16 protein-coding genes and 2 tRNA genes are annotated in these 18,038 nt (G+C 66.2%); 15 read left to right on the top strand and 3 right to left on the bottom strand.

Going from position 1 to position 18,038, the window contains the following annotated elements; all coding sequences use genetic code 11:
• Position 1 precedes the first annotated feature (1 nt).
• From AC3WLY_RS17555 to nagZ, 11 genes are all read left to right on the top strand, one after another.
• The gene (locus AC3WLY_RS17555; protein WP_492309157.1) at positions 2-1,054 is read left to right on the top strand and encodes a MucB/RseB C-terminal domain-containing protein; all 1,053 of its coding nucleotides are present in this window, start codon (positions 2-4) and stop codon (positions 1,052-1,054) included.
• A 16-nt stretch (positions 1,055-1,070) separates the two neighbouring features.
• Complete coding sequence (locus AC3WLY_RS17550; RefSeq protein WP_175962307.1) at positions 1,071-2,555, top strand: DegQ family serine endoprotease; 1,485 nt, start codon at positions 1,071-1,073, stop codon at positions 2,553-2,555.
• Between the two features lie 7 nt (positions 2,556-2,562).
• Positions 2,563-2,799, top strand: a complete 237-nt coding sequence (locus AC3WLY_RS17545) for a glutaredoxin family protein (protein ID WP_034183102.1) — start codon at positions 2,563-2,565, stop codon at positions 2,797-2,799.
• A gap of 199 nt (positions 2,800-2,998) precedes the next feature.
• Positions 2,999-4,792: a translation elongation factor 4 gene (gene lepA, locus AC3WLY_RS17540; protein WP_072435996.1), complete on the top strand. Its 1,794-nt coding sequence runs from the start codon at positions 2,999-3,001 to the stop codon at positions 4,790-4,792.
• A 16-nt stretch (positions 4,793-4,808) separates the two neighbouring features.
• Positions 4,809-5,702, top strand: a complete 894-nt coding sequence (lepB, locus tag AC3WLY_RS17535) for a signal peptidase I (protein WP_034183104.1) — start codon at positions 4,809-4,811, stop codon at positions 5,700-5,702.
• A 153-nt stretch (positions 5,703-5,855) separates the two neighbouring features.
• A complete protein-coding gene (rnc, locus tag AC3WLY_RS17530) occupies positions 5,856-7,049 on the top strand; it encodes a ribonuclease III (protein ID WP_492309158.1) in 1,194 nt (397 codons plus the stop codon).
• 60 nt (positions 7,050-7,109) lie between these two features.
• Entirely contained in the window at positions 7,110-8,009 is a 900-nt protein-coding gene (gene era / locus AC3WLY_RS17525) for a GTPase Era (RefSeq protein WP_072435993.1), read from the top strand.
• The gene (gene recO, locus AC3WLY_RS17520) at positions 7,996-8,832 is read left to right on the top strand and encodes a DNA repair protein RecO (RefSeq protein WP_175929620.1); all 837 of its coding nucleotides are present in this window, start codon (positions 7,996-7,998) and stop codon (positions 8,830-8,832) included. The genes era and recO overlap by 14 nt, the downstream gene beginning before the upstream one ends.
• On the top strand, positions 8,829-9,605 hold the full coding sequence (gene pdxJ, locus AC3WLY_RS17515; RefSeq protein WP_175962309.1) for a pyridoxine 5'-phosphate synthase: 777 nt from the start codon (positions 8,829-8,831) through the stop codon (positions 9,603-9,605). Before recO ends, pdxJ begins: the two co-directional genes overlap by 4 nt.
• A gap of 72 nt (positions 9,606-9,677) precedes the next feature.
• Positions 9,678-10,106 (top strand): holo-ACP synthase, encoded by a 429-nt coding sequence (gene acpS, locus AC3WLY_RS17510; protein ID WP_021159685.1) that lies wholly within the window; start codon positions 9,678-9,680, stop codon positions 10,104-10,106.
• 16 nt (positions 10,107-10,122) lie between these two features.
• The gene (gene nagZ / locus AC3WLY_RS17505) at positions 10,123-11,151 is read left to right on the top strand and encodes a beta-N-acetylhexosaminidase (RefSeq protein ID WP_310137002.1); all 1,029 of its coding nucleotides are present in this window, start codon (positions 10,123-10,125) and stop codon (positions 11,149-11,151) included.
• A 193-nt stretch (positions 11,152-11,344) separates the two neighbouring features.
• On the opposite strand, the gene AC3WLY_RS17500 is transcribed toward nagZ, so the two are convergent.
• The 3 genes from AC3WLY_RS17500 to earP form a co-directional block, all read right to left on the bottom strand.
• Positions 11,345-12,730 (bottom strand): sigma-54-dependent transcriptional regulator, encoded by a 1,386-nt coding sequence (locus AC3WLY_RS17500; RefSeq protein WP_175962311.1) that lies wholly within the window; start codon positions 12,728-12,730, stop codon positions 11,345-11,347.
• 269 nt (positions 12,731-12,999) lie between these two features.
• Positions 13,000-13,557, bottom strand: a complete 558-nt coding sequence (efp, locus tag AC3WLY_RS17495; protein WP_034186515.1) for an elongation factor P — start codon at positions 13,555-13,557, stop codon at positions 13,000-13,002.
• Between the two features lie 128 nt (positions 13,558-13,685).
• Positions 13,686-14,879: an elongation factor P maturation arginine rhamnosyltransferase EarP gene (earP, locus tag AC3WLY_RS17490; RefSeq protein ID WP_310137001.1), complete on the bottom strand. Its 1,194-nt coding sequence runs from the start codon at positions 14,877-14,879 to the stop codon at positions 13,686-13,688.
• A gap of 76 nt (positions 14,880-14,955) precedes the next feature.
• On the opposite strand from earP, the gene uvrC reads away from it, so the two are divergent.
• From uvrC to AC3WLY_RS17470, 4 genes are all read left to right on the top strand, one after another.
• On the top strand, positions 14,956-17,007 hold the full coding sequence (gene uvrC, locus AC3WLY_RS17485) for an excinuclease ABC subunit UvrC (protein ID WP_492309159.1): 2,052 nt from the start codon (positions 14,956-14,958) through the stop codon (positions 17,005-17,007).
• A gap of 98 nt (positions 17,008-17,105) precedes the next feature.
• A complete protein-coding gene (gene pgsA, locus AC3WLY_RS17480; protein ID WP_034183114.1) occupies positions 17,106-17,693 on the top strand; it encodes a CDP-diacylglycerol--glycerol-3-phosphate 3-phosphatidyltransferase in 588 nt (195 codons plus the stop codon).
• Between the two features lie 142 nt (positions 17,694-17,835).
• A tRNA-Gly gene (locus tag AC3WLY_RS17475) sits at positions 17,836-17,911 on the top strand.
• A 52-nt stretch (positions 17,912-17,963) separates the two neighbouring features.
• Positions 17,964-18,036: transfer RNA gene (locus AC3WLY_RS17470), tRNA-Gly, on the top strand.
• Positions 18,037-18,038: the final 2 nt, after the last annotated feature.

Below are 18,038 nucleotides of genomic sequence, written 5' to 3'. Positions count from 1 at the left end.
GATGCGGACATTGCAGTTGAATCACGCCATCTCCGGATGGAAGCGGCTGCCGGCCCTCCTGCTTTGCGCAGCCGCCCTGTTGTCCGTTCAATCCCTTCCTGCCAGCGCCCAGCAACCGGACGATCCCGTCGCGACCCGCAAGGGTGCCGCCGACTGGCTCGACCGCGTCCAGCAGGCGGCGCAGCAGCAGAGCTACGAGGGCACGTTCGTCTACCAGCGCGGCGGGTATGTCCAGTCGTCGCGCATCGCGCACGTCGCGTCCCGCGACGGCGAGTTCGAGCGGATCGAGACGCTCGACGGCAAGCCGCGCAAGCTGCTGCGGCATAACGACGAGCTGTACACGTTCGTGCCGGAGCGCAAGCTGTGCGTGGTCGAGCGCCGTCAGACGCGCGATTCGTTCCCCGCGCTGCTCGGCGCGAGCGGCGAACACGTGATGTCCGTCTACGATGCGAAGTTGCTCGGCAAGGACCGCGTGGCCGGGATCGATGCGCAGGTCGTCGGGCTCGTACCGAAGGATGCCTACCGCTTCACGTACAAGCTTTGGGCCGATGCGCGCACGGGGCTGCTGCTGCGTTCGCAGACGCTGGATGCGAACGATCACGTGCTCGAACAGATTGCGTTCTCGCAATTGCAGACGGGCGGTGCGAGCGGCGACAAGGCCGCGATCGCGGCCGGCATGCGCAACCTGAGCGGCTGGACCGTCGTGCGCCCGCCGGTCGCGACGGTCGACATGGAAGCGCAGGGCTGGCAGCTTGCGCCGAGCGTCGCCGGTTTCAAGAAGATCCGCGAAGTGCGCCGGCCGATGGCTGCGCGCGATGCGGGCGATCCGCCGATTCCGGTCGATCAGGCCGTCTTCACCGACGGTCTGGCGACGATCTCCGTTTTCATCGAGCCGGCCGAAAAGAATACGCGCAAGGAAGGCGCGGGCAGCACCGGTGCGACGCACGTTCTCGTGAAGCGTCGCGGCGACTACTGGATCACCGTGCTCGGCGAAGTGCCGCCGGCTACGTTGCAGCAGTTCGCGTCTGCCATAGAATACAAGGCTTCCAAGTAACGCTACGGCTTCCGACATGATGAAACACACGTTGCGCAAATGGCTCGCGGCGGCGGCGTTGTCTGCCTGCCTGCCGCTCGTGCCGCATACCGCGATCGCGGTGACGGCTCCCGCTGCCAGCCTGCCCGACTTCGCCGATCTGGTCGAAAGGGTCGGGCCGGCCGTCGTGAACATCAGGACCACCGCCAACGTGCCGACGAGCAGCGGCCCGCGCGGGATGCTCCCGCCGGGCTTCGACAACGGCGACATGTCGGAATTCTTCCGACGCTTCTTCGGCATTCCGCTGCCGCAGGCGCCCGGCAACGGCAACCCGAAGAATGCGCCGGCACCGGACAATCCGCCCGACACCGAGCAGAATCGCGGCGTCGGCTCGGGCTTCATCGTGTCGGCCGACGGTTACGTGATGACCAATGCGCACGTCGTCGACGACGCGGACACCATTTACGTGACGCTGACCGACAAGCGCGAATTCAAGGCGAAGCTGATCGGCGTCGACGATCGCACGGACGTCGCGGTCGTCAAGATCCAGGCGTCGAACCTGCCTGTCGTCGCGATCGGCGACTCGAACAAGGTGCGCGTCGGCGAGTGGGTCGTCGCGATCGGTTCGCCGTTCGGTCTCGACAACACGGTGACGGCCGGCATCGTCAGCTCGAAGAGCCGCAACACGGGCGACTATCTGCCGTTCATCCAGACCGACGTCGCCGTGAACCCCGGCAACTCGGGCGGCCCGCTGATCAACATGCAGGGTGAGGTGATCGGCATCAACTCGCAGATCTACAGCCGTACCGGCGGCTTCATGGGCATCTCGTTCGCGATTCCGATCGACGAGGCGATGCGCGTGGCCGATCAGCTGAAGGCGACGGGCAAGGTCACGCGCGGCCGGATCGCGGTGGCGATCGGCGAGGTGACGAAGGACGTGGCCGACTCGATCGGGTTGCCGAAGGCCGAAGGCGCGCTCGTCAGCAGCGTCGAGCCGGGCGGCCCGGCCGACAAGGCAGGCATCCAGCCGGGCGACATTATCCTGAAGTTCAACGGCCGTCCGGTCGAGGCGGCGTCGGACCTGCCGCGCATGGTCGGCGACACGAAGCCCGGCACGAAGGCGACCGTCAGCGTGTGGCGCAAGGGTCAGGCGCGCGATTTGCCGATCACGATCGCGGAGACGCCGGTCGAGTCGACGGCCAAGGCCGAACAGCGCAAGAACGCGCCGCAGAAGCCGCGCCAGACCAATTCGCTCGGTCTGACGGTCAGCGACCTGACGGCGGATCAGTTGAAGACGCTGAAGTTGAAGAACGGCGTGCAGATCGACGGCGTCGACGGCCCGGCTGCCCGTGCGGGCCTGCAGCGCGGCGACATCGTGCTGCGCGTCGGCGATACCGACATCACGAGCGCGAAGCAGTTCGCCGAAGTGACCGCGCAGCTCGATCCGCAAAAGGCGGTCGCGGTGCTGGTGCGGCGCGGCGACAATACGCAGTTCGTGCCGGTGCGGCCGCGCCAGAAGTAACGCGCCGATGTTCACGCTCTACGGCCGCGGCTGGTGCCACCTGTGCGACGACATGCGCGACGCACTGGCGCCGGTGGCGGCCGAATTCGGCGTCGCGGTCGACTATGTCGACATCGACACCGATGCGGCGCTCGTCGCCCGCTACGACGAGGACGTGCCGGTGCTGCTGCTGGACGGCGCGGAAGTGTGCCGCCACCGGTTCGACGACGCGAGGGTGCGCGACGCGCTCATGGCCCGGCGCTGAGCCTGGCCGGTCGCCGGCCGGCGTCGCTTCGCACGGGACTTGGCCCGGCAGGCGCTTCCGGCCGGGCGCCGCGCGGCCCGGCGTCCGAAATACCGCCCGGCGAAGGCCTTTTCGGCTAAAATAAGCCGTTTTTTCACCGACTTACACAAGGCGTGCTCCGCAGTCGTCGAGCGCGCCTTTTTCGCTTGATCGGCACTGAATGGATCATATTCGCAATTTCTCGATCATCGCGCACATCGACCATGGCAAGTCGACGCTCGCGGATCGCATCATCCAGGTCTGCGGCGGCCTCGCCGACCGTGAAATGGAAGCGCAGGTGCTCGACTCGATGGATATCGAGCGCGAGCGCGGCATCACGATCAAGGCGCAGACGGCCGCGCTGTCCTATCGCGCGCGCGACGGCAAGGTCTACAACCTGAACCTGATCGACACGCCGGGACACGTCGACTTCTCGTACGAAGTCAGCCGTTCGCTGTCCGCGTGCGAAGGCGCGCTGCTGGTCGTCGACGCGAGCCAGGGCGTCGAGGCGCAGACGGTCGCGAACTGCTACACGGCGATCGAGCTCGGCGTCGAGGTCGTGCCGGTGCTGAACAAGATCGACCTGCCGGCCGCGAACCCCGAGAACGCAATCGAGGAGATCGAGGACGTGATCGGCATCGACGCGACCGACGCGACGCGCTGCAGCGCGAAGACGGGCCTCGGCGTCGAGGATGTGCTCGAAGCGCTGATCGCGAAGGTGCCGCCGCCGAAGGGCGATCCGGACGCGCCGCTGCAGGCGCTCATCATCGATTCGTGGTTCGACAACTACGTCGGCGTCGTGATGCTGGTGCGCATCGTCAACGGCACGCTGCGCCCGAAGGACAAGATCAAGATGATGGCGACCGGCGCGCAGTATCCGGTCGAGCACATCGGCGTGTTCACGCCGAAGTCGCGCAATCTCGATTCGCTGTCGGCGGGGCAGGTGGGCTTCATCATCGCCGGTATCAAGGAACTGACGGCCGCGAAGGTCGGCGATACCGTCACGCATGCGGCCAAGCAGGCGGCGCAAGCGCTGCCGGGCTTCAAGGAAGTGAAGCCGCAGGTGTTCGCCGGCCTCTATCCGGTGGAAGCGAACCAGTACGACGCGCTGCGCGAATCGCTCGAGAAGCTGAAGCTCAACGACGCGTCGCTGCAGTACGAGCCGGAAGTGTCGCAGGCGCTCGGCTTCGGGTTCCGGTGCGGCTTTCTGGGTCTCCTGCATATGGAGATCGTGCAGGAGCGGCTGGAGCGCGAATTCGACATGGACCTCATCACCACGGCGCCGACCGTGGTCTACGAGGTCCTGATGAGCGACGGCTCGATCGTGATGGTCGAGAATCCCGCGAAGATGCCGGAGCCGCCGAAGATCGAGGAGATCCGCGAGCCGATCGTCACGGTGAATCTCTACATGCCGCAGGACTACGTCGGCTCGGTGATCACGCTGTGCACGCAGAAGCGCGGCTCGCAGATCAACATGCAGTATCACGGCCGCCAGGTGCAGCTCACCTACGAAATCCCGATGGCCGAGATCGTGCTCGATTTCTTCGACCGCCTGAAGTCGGTGTCGCGCGGCTACGCGTCGATGGACTACGAGTTCAAGGAATACCGGTCGGCGGACGTCGTGAAGGTCGACATGCTGATCAACGGCGACAAGGTCGACGCGCTGTCGGTGATCGTCCACCGGTCGCAATCGCAGTATCGCGGCCGCGAAGTGGCGGCGAAGATGCGCGAGATCATTCCGCGCCAGATGTACGACGTGGCGATCCAGGCCACGATCGGTGCGCACATCATCGCCCGCGAGAACATCAAGGCGCTGCGCAAGAACGTGCTGGCGAAGTGTTATGGCGGCGACATCACGCGCAAGAAGAAGCTGCTCGAAAAGCAGAAAGCAGGCAAGAAACGCATGAAGCAGGTGGGTTCGGTCGAGATCCCGCAGGAAGCGTTCCTTGCGATCTTGCGCGTCGAAGACAAATAACAGGACTGTTCCTTTTATGAATTTTGCGCTGATTCTTTTTGTGCTCGTCGCCGTGACGGGCGTAGCGTGGGTGCTGGACAAACTGGTGTTCCTGCCGCGGCGCCGCATGGCGGCCGACTCGGCGATCGAGGAGTTCGATCGCCAGCAGTCGCGCATCGACAAGCGTTTCGCGGACGAAAACGCCGTGCAGACGCGTTCGAAGCTGCGCGACGAGAAGCTGCGCCAGCCGTGGTGGCTCGAGTACACCGCGAGCTTCTTCCCGGTGATCCTGGCGGTGTTCGTCGTGCGTTCGTTCATCGTCGAGCCGTTCAAGATTCCGTCGGGCTCGATGGTGCCGACGCTGCTCGTCGGCGACTTCATCCTCGTCAACAAGTTCGAGTACGGGCTGCGCCTGCCGGTCACGAACACGAAGATCACGCAGGGCAGCCCGCTGTCGCGCGGCGACGTCGTCGTGTTCCGTTATCCGAAGGACGAGTCGGTCGACTACATCAAGCGCGTGATCGGCCTTCCTGGCGACACGGTCGCGTACCAGGACAAGCAGCTCACGATCAACGGCCAGCCGGTGCCCGAAACGCCGCTGCCCGATTTCTTCGACGACGAGCGCCAGAATTACGCGAAGCAGTTCGAGGAGACGATCGGCAACAAGAAGAACGCGATCCTCAACAACCCCGCGGTGCCGCCGTTCGTGATGGGCGCATACGACTATCCGTATCGCGACAACTGCACGTACAACAGCCGCGGCGTGATCTGCAAGGTGCCGCCCGGTCACTACTTCATGATGGGCGACAACCGCGACAACAGCGCGGACAGCCGCTACTGGGGTTTCGTGCCGGACCGGAACATCGTCGGCCGCGCGTTCTTCATCTGGATGAACTTCAGCGACCTGAAGCGCATCGGTTCCTTCAACTGATCGCATTCGATTCACACGGAATACGCGACGCACGGGCCGCGTCGCGTATTGCCGAACTACTTTAAGAACCGGCGGTAACACCGCCTCGTCACGCCTTTTCGTGTCCGGCCGTGCCGTTTCGGCCCGACCGGCGCCCGCGTTATACTCCTGCACATGCCCCTATCCCAGTTGGAAAGCCGGCTGCGCTACGAATTTCGCAATGCGGAATTGTTGCGCCAGGCTTTGACCCATCGCAGTCACAGTGCCACGCACAACGAACGGCTCGAGTTTCTCGGCGACTCCGTTCTGAATTGCGCGGTGGCCGCCCTTTTGTTCCAGCGTTTCAGCAAGCTGGACGAAGGTGACCTGTCGCGCGTACGCGCCAACCTCGTCAAACAGCAGTCGCTGTACGAAATTGCTCAGGCCCTGAATATTTCGGACGGGTTGCGGCTGGGCGAGGGCGAACTGCGCAGCGGCGGTTTCCGCCGCCCGTCGATCCTCGCGGACGCGTTCGAAGCCATCATCGGGGCCGTGTTCCTCGATGGCGGCTTCGAAGCCGCCCAAGGGGTCATCAAGCGCCTCTACATCCCGATTCTCGACCACATCGATCCGCGCACGCTCGGCAAGGACGCGAAGACGCTGCTGCAGGAATACCTGCAGGGGCACAAGATCGCGCTGCCGACCTACACGGTCGTCGCGACGCATGGTGCGGCGCACAATCAGCAATTCGAAGTCGAATGCACGGTGCCGAAGCTGGACGTGAAGGTGTCGGGCTCCGGTGCGAGCCGGCGCGCGGCCGAGCAGGCCGCAGCGAAGAAGGCGCTCGACGAGGTGATGGCGGCCGCGCCGATGCTGGCCACGAAGCCGAAGCGCTCGAAAAACGCGCGCGGGTCGAAGCATGTCGAACCCGAAATCGTGCCGGGCGTGAAGGGCGTGCAGGAAGCGCTCGACCTGCGCTCGCCGGAGCGGAAGGAACGTGCGGCGGCGCGCGAGGCCAAGGCGGCCGGTGCGGTGCCTGCGGCAACCGCTGCGACCGGCGCCGGCGTAGAGCCGGCTGCGGCGCCGATGGCCGCGATTCGAGCGGTGCATGTCGAGTCGGCTGCCGACAAGGGCGAACGGGCGACGAAGCCGGCGACCGACAAGGTTGCGGAAAAACCCGCGGAAGCCGCGCCGCGCGCAGCCGACAAACCGGCCGGCCACGCAGCCGATCCGGCATCGTCGTCCGCCGACAAGCCTTCCGCCGGCTCCGACCCCGCTTCGCGCGCGACCGTGCGTGCTCGCGATGCCGCGGCGCCCGATTCCGATACGCCGCCGGGCGGTGCGAGCCTCGCTGCCACGCAGGCGCGCGTGGCCGATGCCGACCACTGAATTGCCCATCGATCGCGCCGCGCGCCGCGCGGCCGTTTCCGAACCTGTCTCCCAAACGATATGAACACTCCCGCTCCTACCGGTTTCCGTTGCGGCATGATCGCGATCGTGGGCCGCCCGAACGTCGGCAAGTCGACGTTGATGAACGCACTCGTCGGCCAGAAGATCAGCATCACGTCGCGCAAGGCGCAGACGACCCGCCATCGCATCACCGGCATCAACACGTTCGACGACGCGCAGTTCGTGTTCGTCGACACGCCGGGTTTCCAGACCCGTCACAGCACCGCGCTGAACCGTTCGCTGAACCGCGCGGTCACGTCGACACTGACGTCGGTCGACGTGATCCTGTTCGTGATCGAAGCGGGCCGCTTCGGGCCCGACGACCAGAAGGTGCTCGACCTGATTCCGCCCGGCATGCCGACGCTGCTGATCGCGAACAAGATCGACCGCGTGGCCGACAAGGCGACGCTGTTCCCGTTCATGCAGCAGATGAGCGCGCTGCGCGAATTCACCGAACTCGTGCCGCTGTCGGCGCAGCGGCCGGAAGACATCAAGCGCCTGCTGGAGACGATCAAGCCGTACCTGCCGGAAGGCGAGCCGATCTACGGCGAAGACGAGCTGACCGATCGCAGCTCGCGCTTCCTCGCGGCCGAGATCCTGCGCGAGAAGGTGTTCCGCTGGACCGGCGACGAACTGCCGTACACGAGCACCGTCATCATCGACAAGTTCGAGGAGGAGGGGCGCCTGAAGCGCATCTTCGCGACGATCCTCGTCGAGCGCGATTCGCACAAGGCGATGGTGATCGGCAAGAAGGGCGAGAAGCTCAAGCAGATCAGCACCGAGGCGCGGATGGACATGGAGAAGCTGTTCGACGGCCCCGTGTACCTCGAGACCTTCGTGAAGGTGAAGAGCGGCTGGGCCGACAACGAGGCGGGGCTGCGCGCCTATGGGTACGAATGACGCGCTGACGTCGACTGAAGACGCGGTGACGGCCGGCGCGAACGACGCGCCGCTGCCGGCACCGCCTGAACCGCCGCGCAAGGCGCGGCGCGCGACGTCTCGCACGTCCGATTTCCGCGTCGCCGAGCAGCCGGCGTTCGTGCTGCACAGCTATCCGTACCGGGAAACGAGCCTGATCGTCGACGTGCTGACGCGCGATCATGGCCGGCTCGCGCTCGTCGCGAAGGGCGCGAAGCGCCCGCACTCCGCACTGCGCGGCGTGCTGCAGACATTCCAGCCGCTGCTGCTGTCCTGGTCGGGCAAATCCGAGGTGCGCACGCTGACGGGCGCCGAGTGGGTCGGCGGGATGCTGCCGCTCGTCGGCGACGGGCTGCTGTGCGGCTTCTACGCGAACGAGCTGCTCGTGAAGTTCTGCGCGCGCGAAGATCCCCAGCCGCCGCTGTTCAATCATTACGTGCTGACCCTCACGCGCCTCGCGCACGGCGAACCCGCGGTGCAGGTGCTGCGCTCGTTCGAGCGCGTGCTGCTGCGCGAGACCGGCTACGCGATGGCGCTGAACCGCACGGTCGCGCGCCGTGCGGTCGAACCCGAGCGCCGGTACGTGTTCGATCCCGAGCGCGGCGTGCGCAATGCGGACGACGATGTGCCGTCGCACTGGCCGGTCATCACCGGACAGACGTTGCTCGACATGGAGCAGGACGATTACCATCGAGCCCAGACGGTTGCGCAAAGCAAGACGCTGATGCGCTTCCTGCTGAACACCTATCTCGGCGGTACGCCGCTTGCCACGCGCCAGATCCTGATCGACCTGCAAAACCTATGAGCTTCTTCCTGACAACGCCCACCGCCATCGACCTCGGCGTGAATATCGACCACGTCGCGACGCTGCGCAATGCGCGCGGCACGGCCTATCCCGACCCGATCCGCGCGGCGCTCGCCGCCGAAGAGGCTGGTGCGGACGCGATCACGCTGCACCTGCGCGAGGATCGCCGCCACATCGTCGACGCGGACGTGCGCAAGCTGCGCCCGCTGCTGAAGACGCGCATGAATCTCGAATGCGCGGTGACGGCCGAGATGCTCGACATCGCGTGCGAAGTGCGTCCGCACGACGCGTGCCTCGTGCCCGAGAAGCGCGAGGAACTGACGACCGAAGGCGGCCTCGACGTCGCCGGCCACTTCGAGGCCGTGCGTGCGGCGTGCAAGCAGCTTGCCGACGTGGGCGCGCGCGTGTCGCTGTTCATCGACCCGGACGAAACGCAGATCCGCGCCGCGCACGAAGCGGGCGCGCCGGTGATCGAGCTGCATACGGGCCGCTACGCCGAGGCGCACGACGAAGCCGCGCAGCAGCGCGAATACGAGCGCATCGTCGCGGGCGTGCAGGCCGGCGCGAAGCTCGGCCTGAAGGTCAACGCGGGTCACGGCCTGCATTACACGAACGTGCAGCAGATCGCCGCGATCGATGGCATCGTCGAGCTGAACATCGGCCACGCAATCGTCGCGCACGCGATCTTCGCTGGCTGGGACAACGCGGTGCGCGAGATGAAGGCGATCATGGTTGCCGCACGCGTCGCCGCGCTGCATGGCGGCGCGCGTTGAAGATGAAGTTCCATCGCGCCGCCGGCGTCGTTTGCAACCCGGCTCCGCTGGGACGCTCCGGCGCGTACTGACATGGCGATCTACGGTATCGGTACCGACATTGCCCAGGTGAGCCGCGTCGCGGCCGTGCTCGAACGCACGGGCGGCCGGTTTGCCGAGAAGGTGCTGGGCCCCGACGAGCTGCGCGTGTTCCATGCGCGTCGCGCACGTTCCGAGGCGCGCGGCATCGCGTTTCTCGCGACGCGCTTTTCCGCGAAGGAAGCGTTCTCGAAGGCGATCGGGCTCGGCATGCACTGGCCGATGACGTGGCGTGCATTGCAGACCCTCAACCACCCGAGCGGCGAGCCGTACGTGGTCGCGTCGGGCGAACTGGCCGATTGGCTTGCCGCACGCGGCATCACGGCGCGCGTGACGGTCAGCGACGAACGCGACTATGCGGTGTCGTTCGTGATCGCCGAGACGGACGCCGCGCCTGCACCTGTTTCCCGAACCTCCTCCTGACGGAACTCCCGATTCGATGAAAACGACTCCCGGCCCGGTCATGCTCGACGTCGTCGGCACGGCCCTGTCGCGCGACGATGCGCGGCGCCTCGCGCATCCGAACACCGGCGGCGTGATCCTGTTCGCGCGGCACTTCCAGAATCGTGCGCAACTGACCGCGCTGACCGACTCGATCCGCGCGGTGCGCGAAGACGTCCTGATCGCCGTCGATCACGAAGGCGGGCGCGTGCAGCGTTTCCGCACCGACGGCTTCACGGTGCTGCCCGCGATGCGCCGCCTCGGCGAGCTGTGGGATCGCGACGTGCTGCTCGCGACGAAGGTCGCGACCGCCGTCGGCTACATCCTGGCCGCCGAGCTGCGCGCGTGCGGGATCGACATGAGCTTCACGCCCGTGCTCGATCTCGACTACGGGCACTCGAAAGTGATCGGCGATCGCGCGTTCCATCGCGACCCGCGCGTCGTCACGCTGCTCGCGAAGAGCCTGAATCACGGGCTGTCGCTTGCCGGCATGGCGAACTGCGGCAAGCATTTTCCGGGGCACGGCTTCGCGGAGGCCGATTCGCACGTCGCGCTGCCGACCGACGATCGCACGCTCGACGCGATCCTCAAGCAGGACGTCGCGCCGTACGATTGGCTCGGCTTGTCGCTGTCCGCGGTGATTCCCGCACACGTGATCTACACGCAGGTCGACCAGCGGCCGGCCGGTTTCTCGCGCGTGTGGCTGCAGGACATCCTGCGCGGCCGGCTCGGCTTCACGGGGGCGATCTTCAGCGACGACCTGTCGATGGAGGCCGCCCGCGAAGGCGGCACGCTCACGCAGGCGGCCGAAGCCGCGCTCGCCGCCGGTTGCGACATGGTGCTCGTCTGCAACCAGCCGGACGCAGCCGAGGTCGTGCTGAACGGGCTGAAGGTGCACGCATCGGCCGAGTCGGTGCGACGTCTCAAGCGGATGCGCGCGCGCGGCAAGGCGCTCAAGTGGGACAAGCTGATCGTGCAGCCCGAGTATCTGCAGGCGCAGGCGCTGTTGAGCAGCGCACTGGCGTAAGCGGGGAAGGGGCTGGCGCGGTACCGCGCCATTCCGGTCGCTGAAACAAAAAGCCGCGCTGTTGCGCGGCTTTTTACATGGGGTGCGGCAGGCGTGAACGGGACTGCGGCGGAAATCGGGCATGCCGGCGCAGCGACCTCGTGGCGCAACTAACGATCAAATCCTGCCAGCGCCCGCATGTATCGCCGGCCGCTCAGTTCACCTTCATCCGCTGCAGTTTGTTGTACAGCGTCTTGGGGCTGATGCCGAGCAGCGTCGCCGCGCGGTGGCGTGTGCCGCCGACCGCGTCGAGCGTCGCGCGGATCAGCAGATCCTCGACGTCGGCCAGCGGCGTGCCGACCTTGATCTGCACGCTGCTGCCGTTCAGCGCGGCGCCGGCGGCGAAGCTGGTCTCGCCGGCGCGCAGCGTCTCGATGAAGTCGCCCGATGCGTCGTACGCGAAGCGCACGCGCTCCTGCAGCTCACGCACGTTGCCGGGCCATTCGTAGGACACGCATTCGCGCACGAAGCCCGGCGCCGCGCGCTTGTCGGTCGTGTTGCGGCCGGTCGCGCGCGCTTCGCGGTTCAGTTCGTCGATCAGCGCGTCCGCGATCGCGAGTGCGTCGCCGTCGCGCTCGCGCAGCGGCGGCATCGTGACCGATGCCGCATCGAGGCGCAGCCACAGATCCTCGCGCAGCGTGCCGTTCGCGACCGCTTCGCGCGCCGGGCGGCGCGTGGTCGCGATCAGCCGGAAATCGCTCGTGATCGCGCTCGTGCCGCCGATCCGCATGAAGTTCTGCGAATCGAGCGCTTGCAGCAGCGCTTCCTGCAGCACGAGCGGCAGCGCGGTGATCTCGTCGAGGAACAGCGTGCCGCCACCGGCCTGCTCGAACAGGCCCGATTCGCGGCGCTCGGCGCCGTCGAACGCGCCGCGCTCATGGCCGAACAGCACGCTGTCGAGCGATGCGCCGTGCCGGCCGGCCTGCGTGATCGTCCGGCAGTCGAACGACACGAACGGCCCTTTGCGGCGGCGGCTCAGTTCATGCAGCGTGCGTGCGGCCAGCTTCTTGCCGGTGCCGGCTTCGCCCGCGAACAGCACGGCCGTTTCGGTACGCGCGTTGTGCTCGATCATGTCGTACACGTGCTGCATCGCGTCGCTGCGGCCGACCAGTGCGCCGAAGCGGCCGAGATGGCGCAGCGATGCGCGCAGCGACTGCACTTCGTCGATCAGTTCGTACGGGCGGGGGATTCGCGCGAGCAGGCTGCGCAGGCGCGGAATGTTGATCGGCTTCAGCAGGTAGTCCCAAATACCGTGACGCAGGCCCTCGATTGCGCTTTCGACCGTCGCGTTGCCCGTCAGCACGATGACGGGCAGCGAGCCGTTCGGCTGTTGCTGCGGCAGGTGCTGGAGCAGGTCGAACCCGCTGCCGTCCGGCAGGTTCAGGTCGACGAGGACGACATCGGGAATCGAGCGGCCGAGCGCCGTGCGCGCTTCGGCGAGCGACGTGGCCGTGTCGACCGAGAAGCCGTCTGCGGCGAGCAGCGCGGTGAGGCCGGAGAGACTGTTGGGATCGTCTTCGACAATCAGGGCGTGTGGCATGGTGGACGCGGGTCGAGTCAAGAGAGGCGGGCTGTCGGCCATCGGGAGCCGCAGCCGCATGTCAGATTAAAAACTGATTTTATGCCCCGCCGAACGCGTCACGCGCATTATTTCTCCGGCGCTATAAAACAGTTACCGATGATACAAATTGAATATCTTTACCGGTGGATTTTGTGCTTGATATGGCACTGGTTTGCGGTCGCTGTTGGCGACAGGCAAACAAAAAGCGCCCCGAAGGGCGCTTTGTTCGACGCGGGAATCGCTGGCGATTACGCGCGGCTGCGGTATTCGTTCGTGCGCGTATCGATTTCGATCTTGTCGCCGGTGTTGCAGAAGAGCGGAACCTGCAGTTCGAAGCCCGTTGCGAGCTTTGCGTTCTTCAGCACCTTGCCCGACGACGTGTCGCCCTTGACGGCCGGCTCGGTGTAGGTGATCTCGCGAACGAGGATCGTCGGCAGTTCGACCGAGATCGCCTTCTCGTTGTAGAACACGACTTCGCATGCCATGCCGTCTTCGAGGTAGTTCAGCGCTTCGCCCATCATTTCGGCTTCGACTTCGAACTGGTTGTAGTCGGCGTCCATGAACACGTACATAGGGTCGGCGAAGTACGAGTACGTCACTTCCTTGCGGTCGAGCACGACGACGTCGAACTTGTCGTCGGCCTTGTAGACCGATTCCTGGCCTGCGTTGGTCAGCAGGTTCTTCATCTTCATCTTGACGACGGCGGCGTTACGGCCCGACTTGTTGTATTCCGTCTTCGAGATGACCCATGCGTCGCTGCCGATCTGCACGACGTTGCCTACGCGGAGTTCCTGTGCGGTCTTCATAAAAAAACTGTCCTGATCAAATCAAATAAATAGGTGCCTGAGCGTTGCGCAACAGCCGAGGTGCCAAGCGGTGCGTTCCGGTGGACGCCAAAAGCGAGCGCTTGCATGGTCAGCCGTCGGATAACCGCTTATTTTAACTGAGATTTTGCGTATTCGGCCAGCTTTCCGGCGAGATCGCCGACGGCCGCGAGCGTATCGGCCCAGCGGGCCGCGTTGGCGGCCAATGCGGCCCGGTGTTGCAGGAAATCGGCCCAGTCGGGCGTGCCGGCACCGTTCCACGCATGCCAGAAGCGCTCGAGCGCTGCGCGCGGCGCGTCGGCGAGGCCGGCAGATAGGTGCGCGAGCGCGGCGTCGAGCTTCGGCAGGTGCACATCGTCGGCCTGCGGGTAGATGTGCCACACGAACGGCTTGCGTGCCCACTGCGCACGGACGAACGAATCCTCGCCGCGTACGAAATTGATGTCGGCCACCCACAGCAGCGGGTCGTAGTCGGCCTGCGGAACGAACGCGAGCCCGTGAGCGACCAGGTTGCCGCTGCTCGCATGCGCGCCCGCGCCGAACGACTCGACCCCGAAAAAGCGCGCGACGGCGGGCGACACGCGGCCGGCCGGCACGAGCACGACGATCGGCGACGGGCCGTCGCGCCACTGCGCGAGCAGCGCGTCGACGGCCGGATTCTCGTACGCGAACAGGCTGACGACCGTCGTGCCGGGCGCAGGCGGCGCGCCGCCGGTCGCGCGCTGCCACCAAGCGGCGCGCGCGGCCGCGTCGGTTTCGAACGCGGTGCGGCGCGCATCGAGGTCGTGTTCCTTCAGGACGCCGCCCGTGCCGGCCGACAGGCCCGGGAAGAAGAATGTCTTCAGCAGCGGGTAGCGCGGATGCGGCGACGGCCGCAAATGGAAATCGGCGACCCAGTCCTCGGCGCTCAGGTATTCGAGATTGATCCACACCGGGCGACGCGCACGGCGTGCCATCGCCGCCAGATACGCACCGGGCAGCTCGCATGCGAATGCCTCGATCACGACGTCGGCGATCTCGAGCGCGTCGCCGGCTTCCGCATGCCAGTGCTCGATCGCGATGCCGTCGACCGACTGCCGTCCCGCGTCGGGATCGACCCCCGGCAGCAGGCGCGCGAACGTGCGCAGGTCGTCGACGAACAGGCGAACCTGCCAGCCGTGCTCGTGTGCGAGCTGGCGCGCGACGCGCCAGCACACGCCGATGTCGCCGAAATTGTCGATTACCGTGCAGAAGAGGTCGCAGGCGATCGGTTCGCCCGGCGCGAGCGGCGCAGCGGATTGGGGGGCAGCGGTGGTGCGTGGCATCGAAGCGGGCCGGTGAATGCTCTAAACTGGCGATTCTAATAGACCCGTCCCGCGTTACAAGGCGCCCGGATCACGCATGACAGCCCCAGAAGCCTCCGATACTCCGTTCGAACCGAAGAAGATCCTTGCGCAGTTGCCGCACATGCCGGGTGTCTATCGCTATTACGACACGGCGGGCGCCGTCCTCTACGTCGGCAAGGCGCGCGACCTGAAGAAGCGCGTGTCGAGCTATTTCACGAAGACACAACTGTCGCCGCGCATCGCGATGATGGTCACGCGCATCGCGCGCATCGAGACGACCGTCACGCGCTCGGAAGCCGAGGCGCTGCTGCTCGAGAACAATCTGATCAAGGCGCTCGCGCCGCGCTACAACATCCTGTTTCGCGACGACAAGTCGTATCCGTACCTGAAGCTCACCGCGCACCGTTTTCCGCGGATGGCCTACTACCGCGGCTCGGTCGACAAGCAGAACCAGTATTTCGGGCCGTTCCCGAGTGCGTGGGCCGTGCGCGAGAGCATCCAGATCCTGCAGCGCGTGTTCCAGTTGCGGACCTGCGAGGATTCGGTCTTCAACAACCGCACGCGGCCGTGCCTGCTGCACCAGATCGGACGCTGCACGGCGCCGTGCGTCGGTGCGATTTCCGACGAGGATTACGCGGTCGACGTGTCGAACGCCGCGCGTTTCCTGCTCGGCCGGCAGTCCGAAGTGATGAACGAGCTCGAGCAGAAGATGCACGCGTTCGCCGCCGAGCTCAAATTCGAGCAGGCGGCTGCGGTGCGCAACCAGATGAGCTCGCTTGCAACGGTGCTGCACCAGCAGGCGATCGAGGTCGGCGGCGACAGCGACGTCGACATCCTGGCGGTCGTCGCGCTGGGCGGGCGCGTGTGCGTGAACCTTGCGATGGTGCGCGGCGGCCGCCATCTCGGCGACAAGGCGTATTTCCCGACGCACGTCGAAAGCGCGCTGACGCTCGCCGAGGGCGGTCTCGGCGACGAGGCCGAGGTGGCGGAGGTTGCCGACGCGGCCGACGCGGCCGACGCGACCAACGGCGTACTGCCCGACCAGCCCGCGGAAGACGGCGGCAGCGCGCGCGGCGACGCGGTGGCGTCGGTCGAGGCCGAAGTGCTCGATGCGTTCATCTCTCAGCACTATCTCGGCAACCGCGTGCCGCCGGTGCTCGTCGTGAGTCATGCGCCCGCGAGCCGCGACCTGCTCGAGCTGCTGTCCGAGCAGGCCGGCCACAAGGTGTCGCTGGTGCGGCAGCCGCAGGGGCAGCGGCGTGCGTGGCTGTCGATGGCCGAGCAGAACGCGCGGCTCGCGCTCGCGCGGCTGCTGTCCGAGCAGGGCTCGCAGCAGGCGCGTACGCGCGCGCTCGCGGAGACGCTCGGCTACGAAAGCGACGATCTCGCGACGCTGCGGATCGAATGCTTCGACATCAGCCATACGATGGGCGAGGCGACGCAGGCGTCGTGCGTCGTCTATCACCATCACAAGATGCAGTCGGGCGAGTATCGTCGCTACAACATAACGGGCATCACGCCGGGCGACGATTACGCGGCGATGCGGCAGGTGCTCACGCGCCGCTACGAGAAGATGGTCGAGCAGGCCGCGCAGGCGGCCGCCGCGGACGATGCGGCCGGCATCGACGGCGAGTCGACGCGCCAGGCCGAGGCGTCGAGCCTGCTGCCGAACATCGTGCTGATCGACGGCGGCAAGGGTCAGGTCGAAATCGCGCGCCAGGTGTTCACCGAGCTTGGGCTCGACACGTCGATGCTGGTCGGCGTCGCGAAAGGCGAGGGGCGCAAGGTGGGCCTCGAGACGCTCGTGTTCGCGGACGGCCGCACGCCGCTCGAACTCGGCAAGGAGAGCGCCGCGCTGATGCTCGTCGCGCAGATTCGCGACGAGGCGCACCGCTTCGCGATCACGGGCATGCGCGCGAAGCGGGCGAAGGCGCGCCAGACGTCGCGGCTCGAGGAACTCGAGGGCGTCGGCGCGAAGCGCCGGCAGCGGCTGCTCGCGCGCTTCGGCGGGTTGCGCGGCGTCGTTGCCGCGAGCGTCGAGGAACTCGCGAGCGTCGAGGGCATCTCGCACGCGCTCGCCGAGCAGATCTACAAGCAGCTTCACTGACGCGCCCGTGCGGCCGGCTGCCTTGCCCGCGTTTTCGCGTTCTTGTGGCAGGCCGGTCGACACGGCACAATTGCGAATCCTTTACTGTCCCGGATGCCATGCCGTTCAATTTCCCGATTTTCCTGACGTGGGTACGGATCGTGCTGATTCCGCTCGTCGTCGGCGTGTTCTATCTGCCGGACACGGTGATGGGCGGCGCGCACCGCAATCTCGCGGCGGCGGCGATCTTCATCCTCGCCGCGCTGACCGACTGGTTCGACGGGTTTCTCGCGCGCAAGTGGAACCAAACGTCGTCGTTCGGCGCGTTTCTCGATCCGGTGGCGGACAAGCTGATGGTGACGGCCGCGCTGCTGATCCTCGTGCAGATTTCGCGGGTCGACGCGGCGATCGCGCTCGTGATCGTCGGCCGCGAGATCGCGATCTCGGCGCTGCGCGAGTGGATGGCGCAGATCGGCGCGTCGAAGAGCGTCGCGGTGAACCAGCTCGGCAAGTTCAAGACCGCGTGCCAGATGGTCGCGATCCCGATGCTGCTGTTCTACGGGCCGCTGCCGCTCGGCGTCGCGACGATCGACACGCGCGTATGGGGCGAGTGGCTGATGTATCTCGCGGCGGTGCTGACGATCTGGTCGATGCTGTACTACATGAAGCTTGCGTGGCCGCAGATTCGCGAGCGCGGCGGCGCGTGACCCGCGCCACGCGTTCGGCGGCGCGGGTTTTTGGAAAAAGGGCTGGAAAAGCCCTTGACATACGAATGTGCCTTCGACATAATCTCGCTTCTCCGCTGCACGGCGAAGTAAGTGCGACGGGGAAGCAGTAGTGCAGCAATACGCGGGAGTAGCTCAGTTGGTAGAGCGCAACCTTGCCAAGGTTGAGGTCGCGAGTTCGAGACTCGTCTCCCGCTCCAGATTTTTCTGGCAGCGTGTTGGTCGGCAAAGCGCTGCACATGCAGGACAAATGCGGGAGTAGCTCAGTTGGTAGAGCGCAACCTTGCCAAGGTTGAGGTCGCGAGTTCGAGACTCGTCTCCCGCTCC

It is taken from the genome of Burkholderia sp. FW306-1C-G01B (genome assembly GCF_058781685.1).
The sequence above is the reverse complement of the archived record's forward strand: the minus strand, read 5'-3'. Positions and strand labels throughout refer to the sequence as shown.

Coding starts and splice junctions, on each gene's coding strand:
- AC3WLY_RS17555 (WP_492309157.1), top strand. CDS start 2: ATGCGGACATTGCAGTTGAATCACGCCATCTCCGGATGGAAGCGGCTG.
- AC3WLY_RS17550 (WP_175962307.1), top strand. CDS start 1,071: ATGATGAAACACACGTTGCGCAAATGGCTCGCGGCGGCGGCGTTGTCT.
- AC3WLY_RS17545 (WP_034183102.1), top strand. CDS start 2,563: ATGTTCACGCTCTACGGCCGCGGCTGGTGCCACCTGTGCGACGACATG.
- lepA (WP_072435996.1), top strand. CDS start 2,999: ATGGATCATATTCGCAATTTCTCGATCATCGCGCACATCGACCATGGC.
- lepB (WP_034183104.1), top strand. CDS start 4,809: ATGAATTTTGCGCTGATTCTTTTTGTGCTCGTCGCCGTGACGGGCGTA.
- rnc (WP_492309158.1), top strand. CDS start 5,856: ATGCCCCTATCCCAGTTGGAAAGCCGGCTGCGCTACGAATTTCGCAAT.
- era (WP_072435993.1), top strand. CDS start 7,110: ATGAACACTCCCGCTCCTACCGGTTTCCGTTGCGGCATGATCGCGATC.
- recO (WP_175929620.1), top strand. CDS start 7,996: ATGGGTACGAATGACGCGCTGACGTCGACTGAAGACGCGGTGACGGCC.
- pdxJ (WP_175962309.1), top strand. CDS start 8,829: ATGAGCTTCTTCCTGACAACGCCCACCGCCATCGACCTCGGCGTGAAT.
- acpS (WP_021159685.1), top strand. CDS start 9,678: ATGGCGATCTACGGTATCGGTACCGACATTGCCCAGGTGAGCCGCGTC.
- nagZ (WP_310137002.1), top strand. CDS start 10,123: ATGAAAACGACTCCCGGCCCGGTCATGCTCGACGTCGTCGGCACGGCC.
- AC3WLY_RS17500 (WP_175962311.1), bottom strand. CDS start 12,730: ATGCCACACGCCCTGATTGTCGAAGACGATCCCAACAGTCTCTCCGGC.
- efp (WP_034186515.1), bottom strand. CDS start 13,557: ATGAAGACCGCACAGGAACTCCGCGTAGGCAACGTCGTGCAGATCGGC.
- earP (WP_310137001.1), bottom strand. CDS start 14,879: ATGCCACGCACCACCGCTGCCCCCCAATCCGCTGCGCCGCTCGCGCCG.
- uvrC (WP_492309159.1), top strand. CDS start 14,956: ATGACAGCCCCAGAAGCCTCCGATACTCCGTTCGAACCGAAGAAGATC.
- pgsA (WP_034183114.1), top strand. CDS start 17,106: ATGCCGTTCAATTTCCCGATTTTCCTGACGTGGGTACGGATCGTGCTG.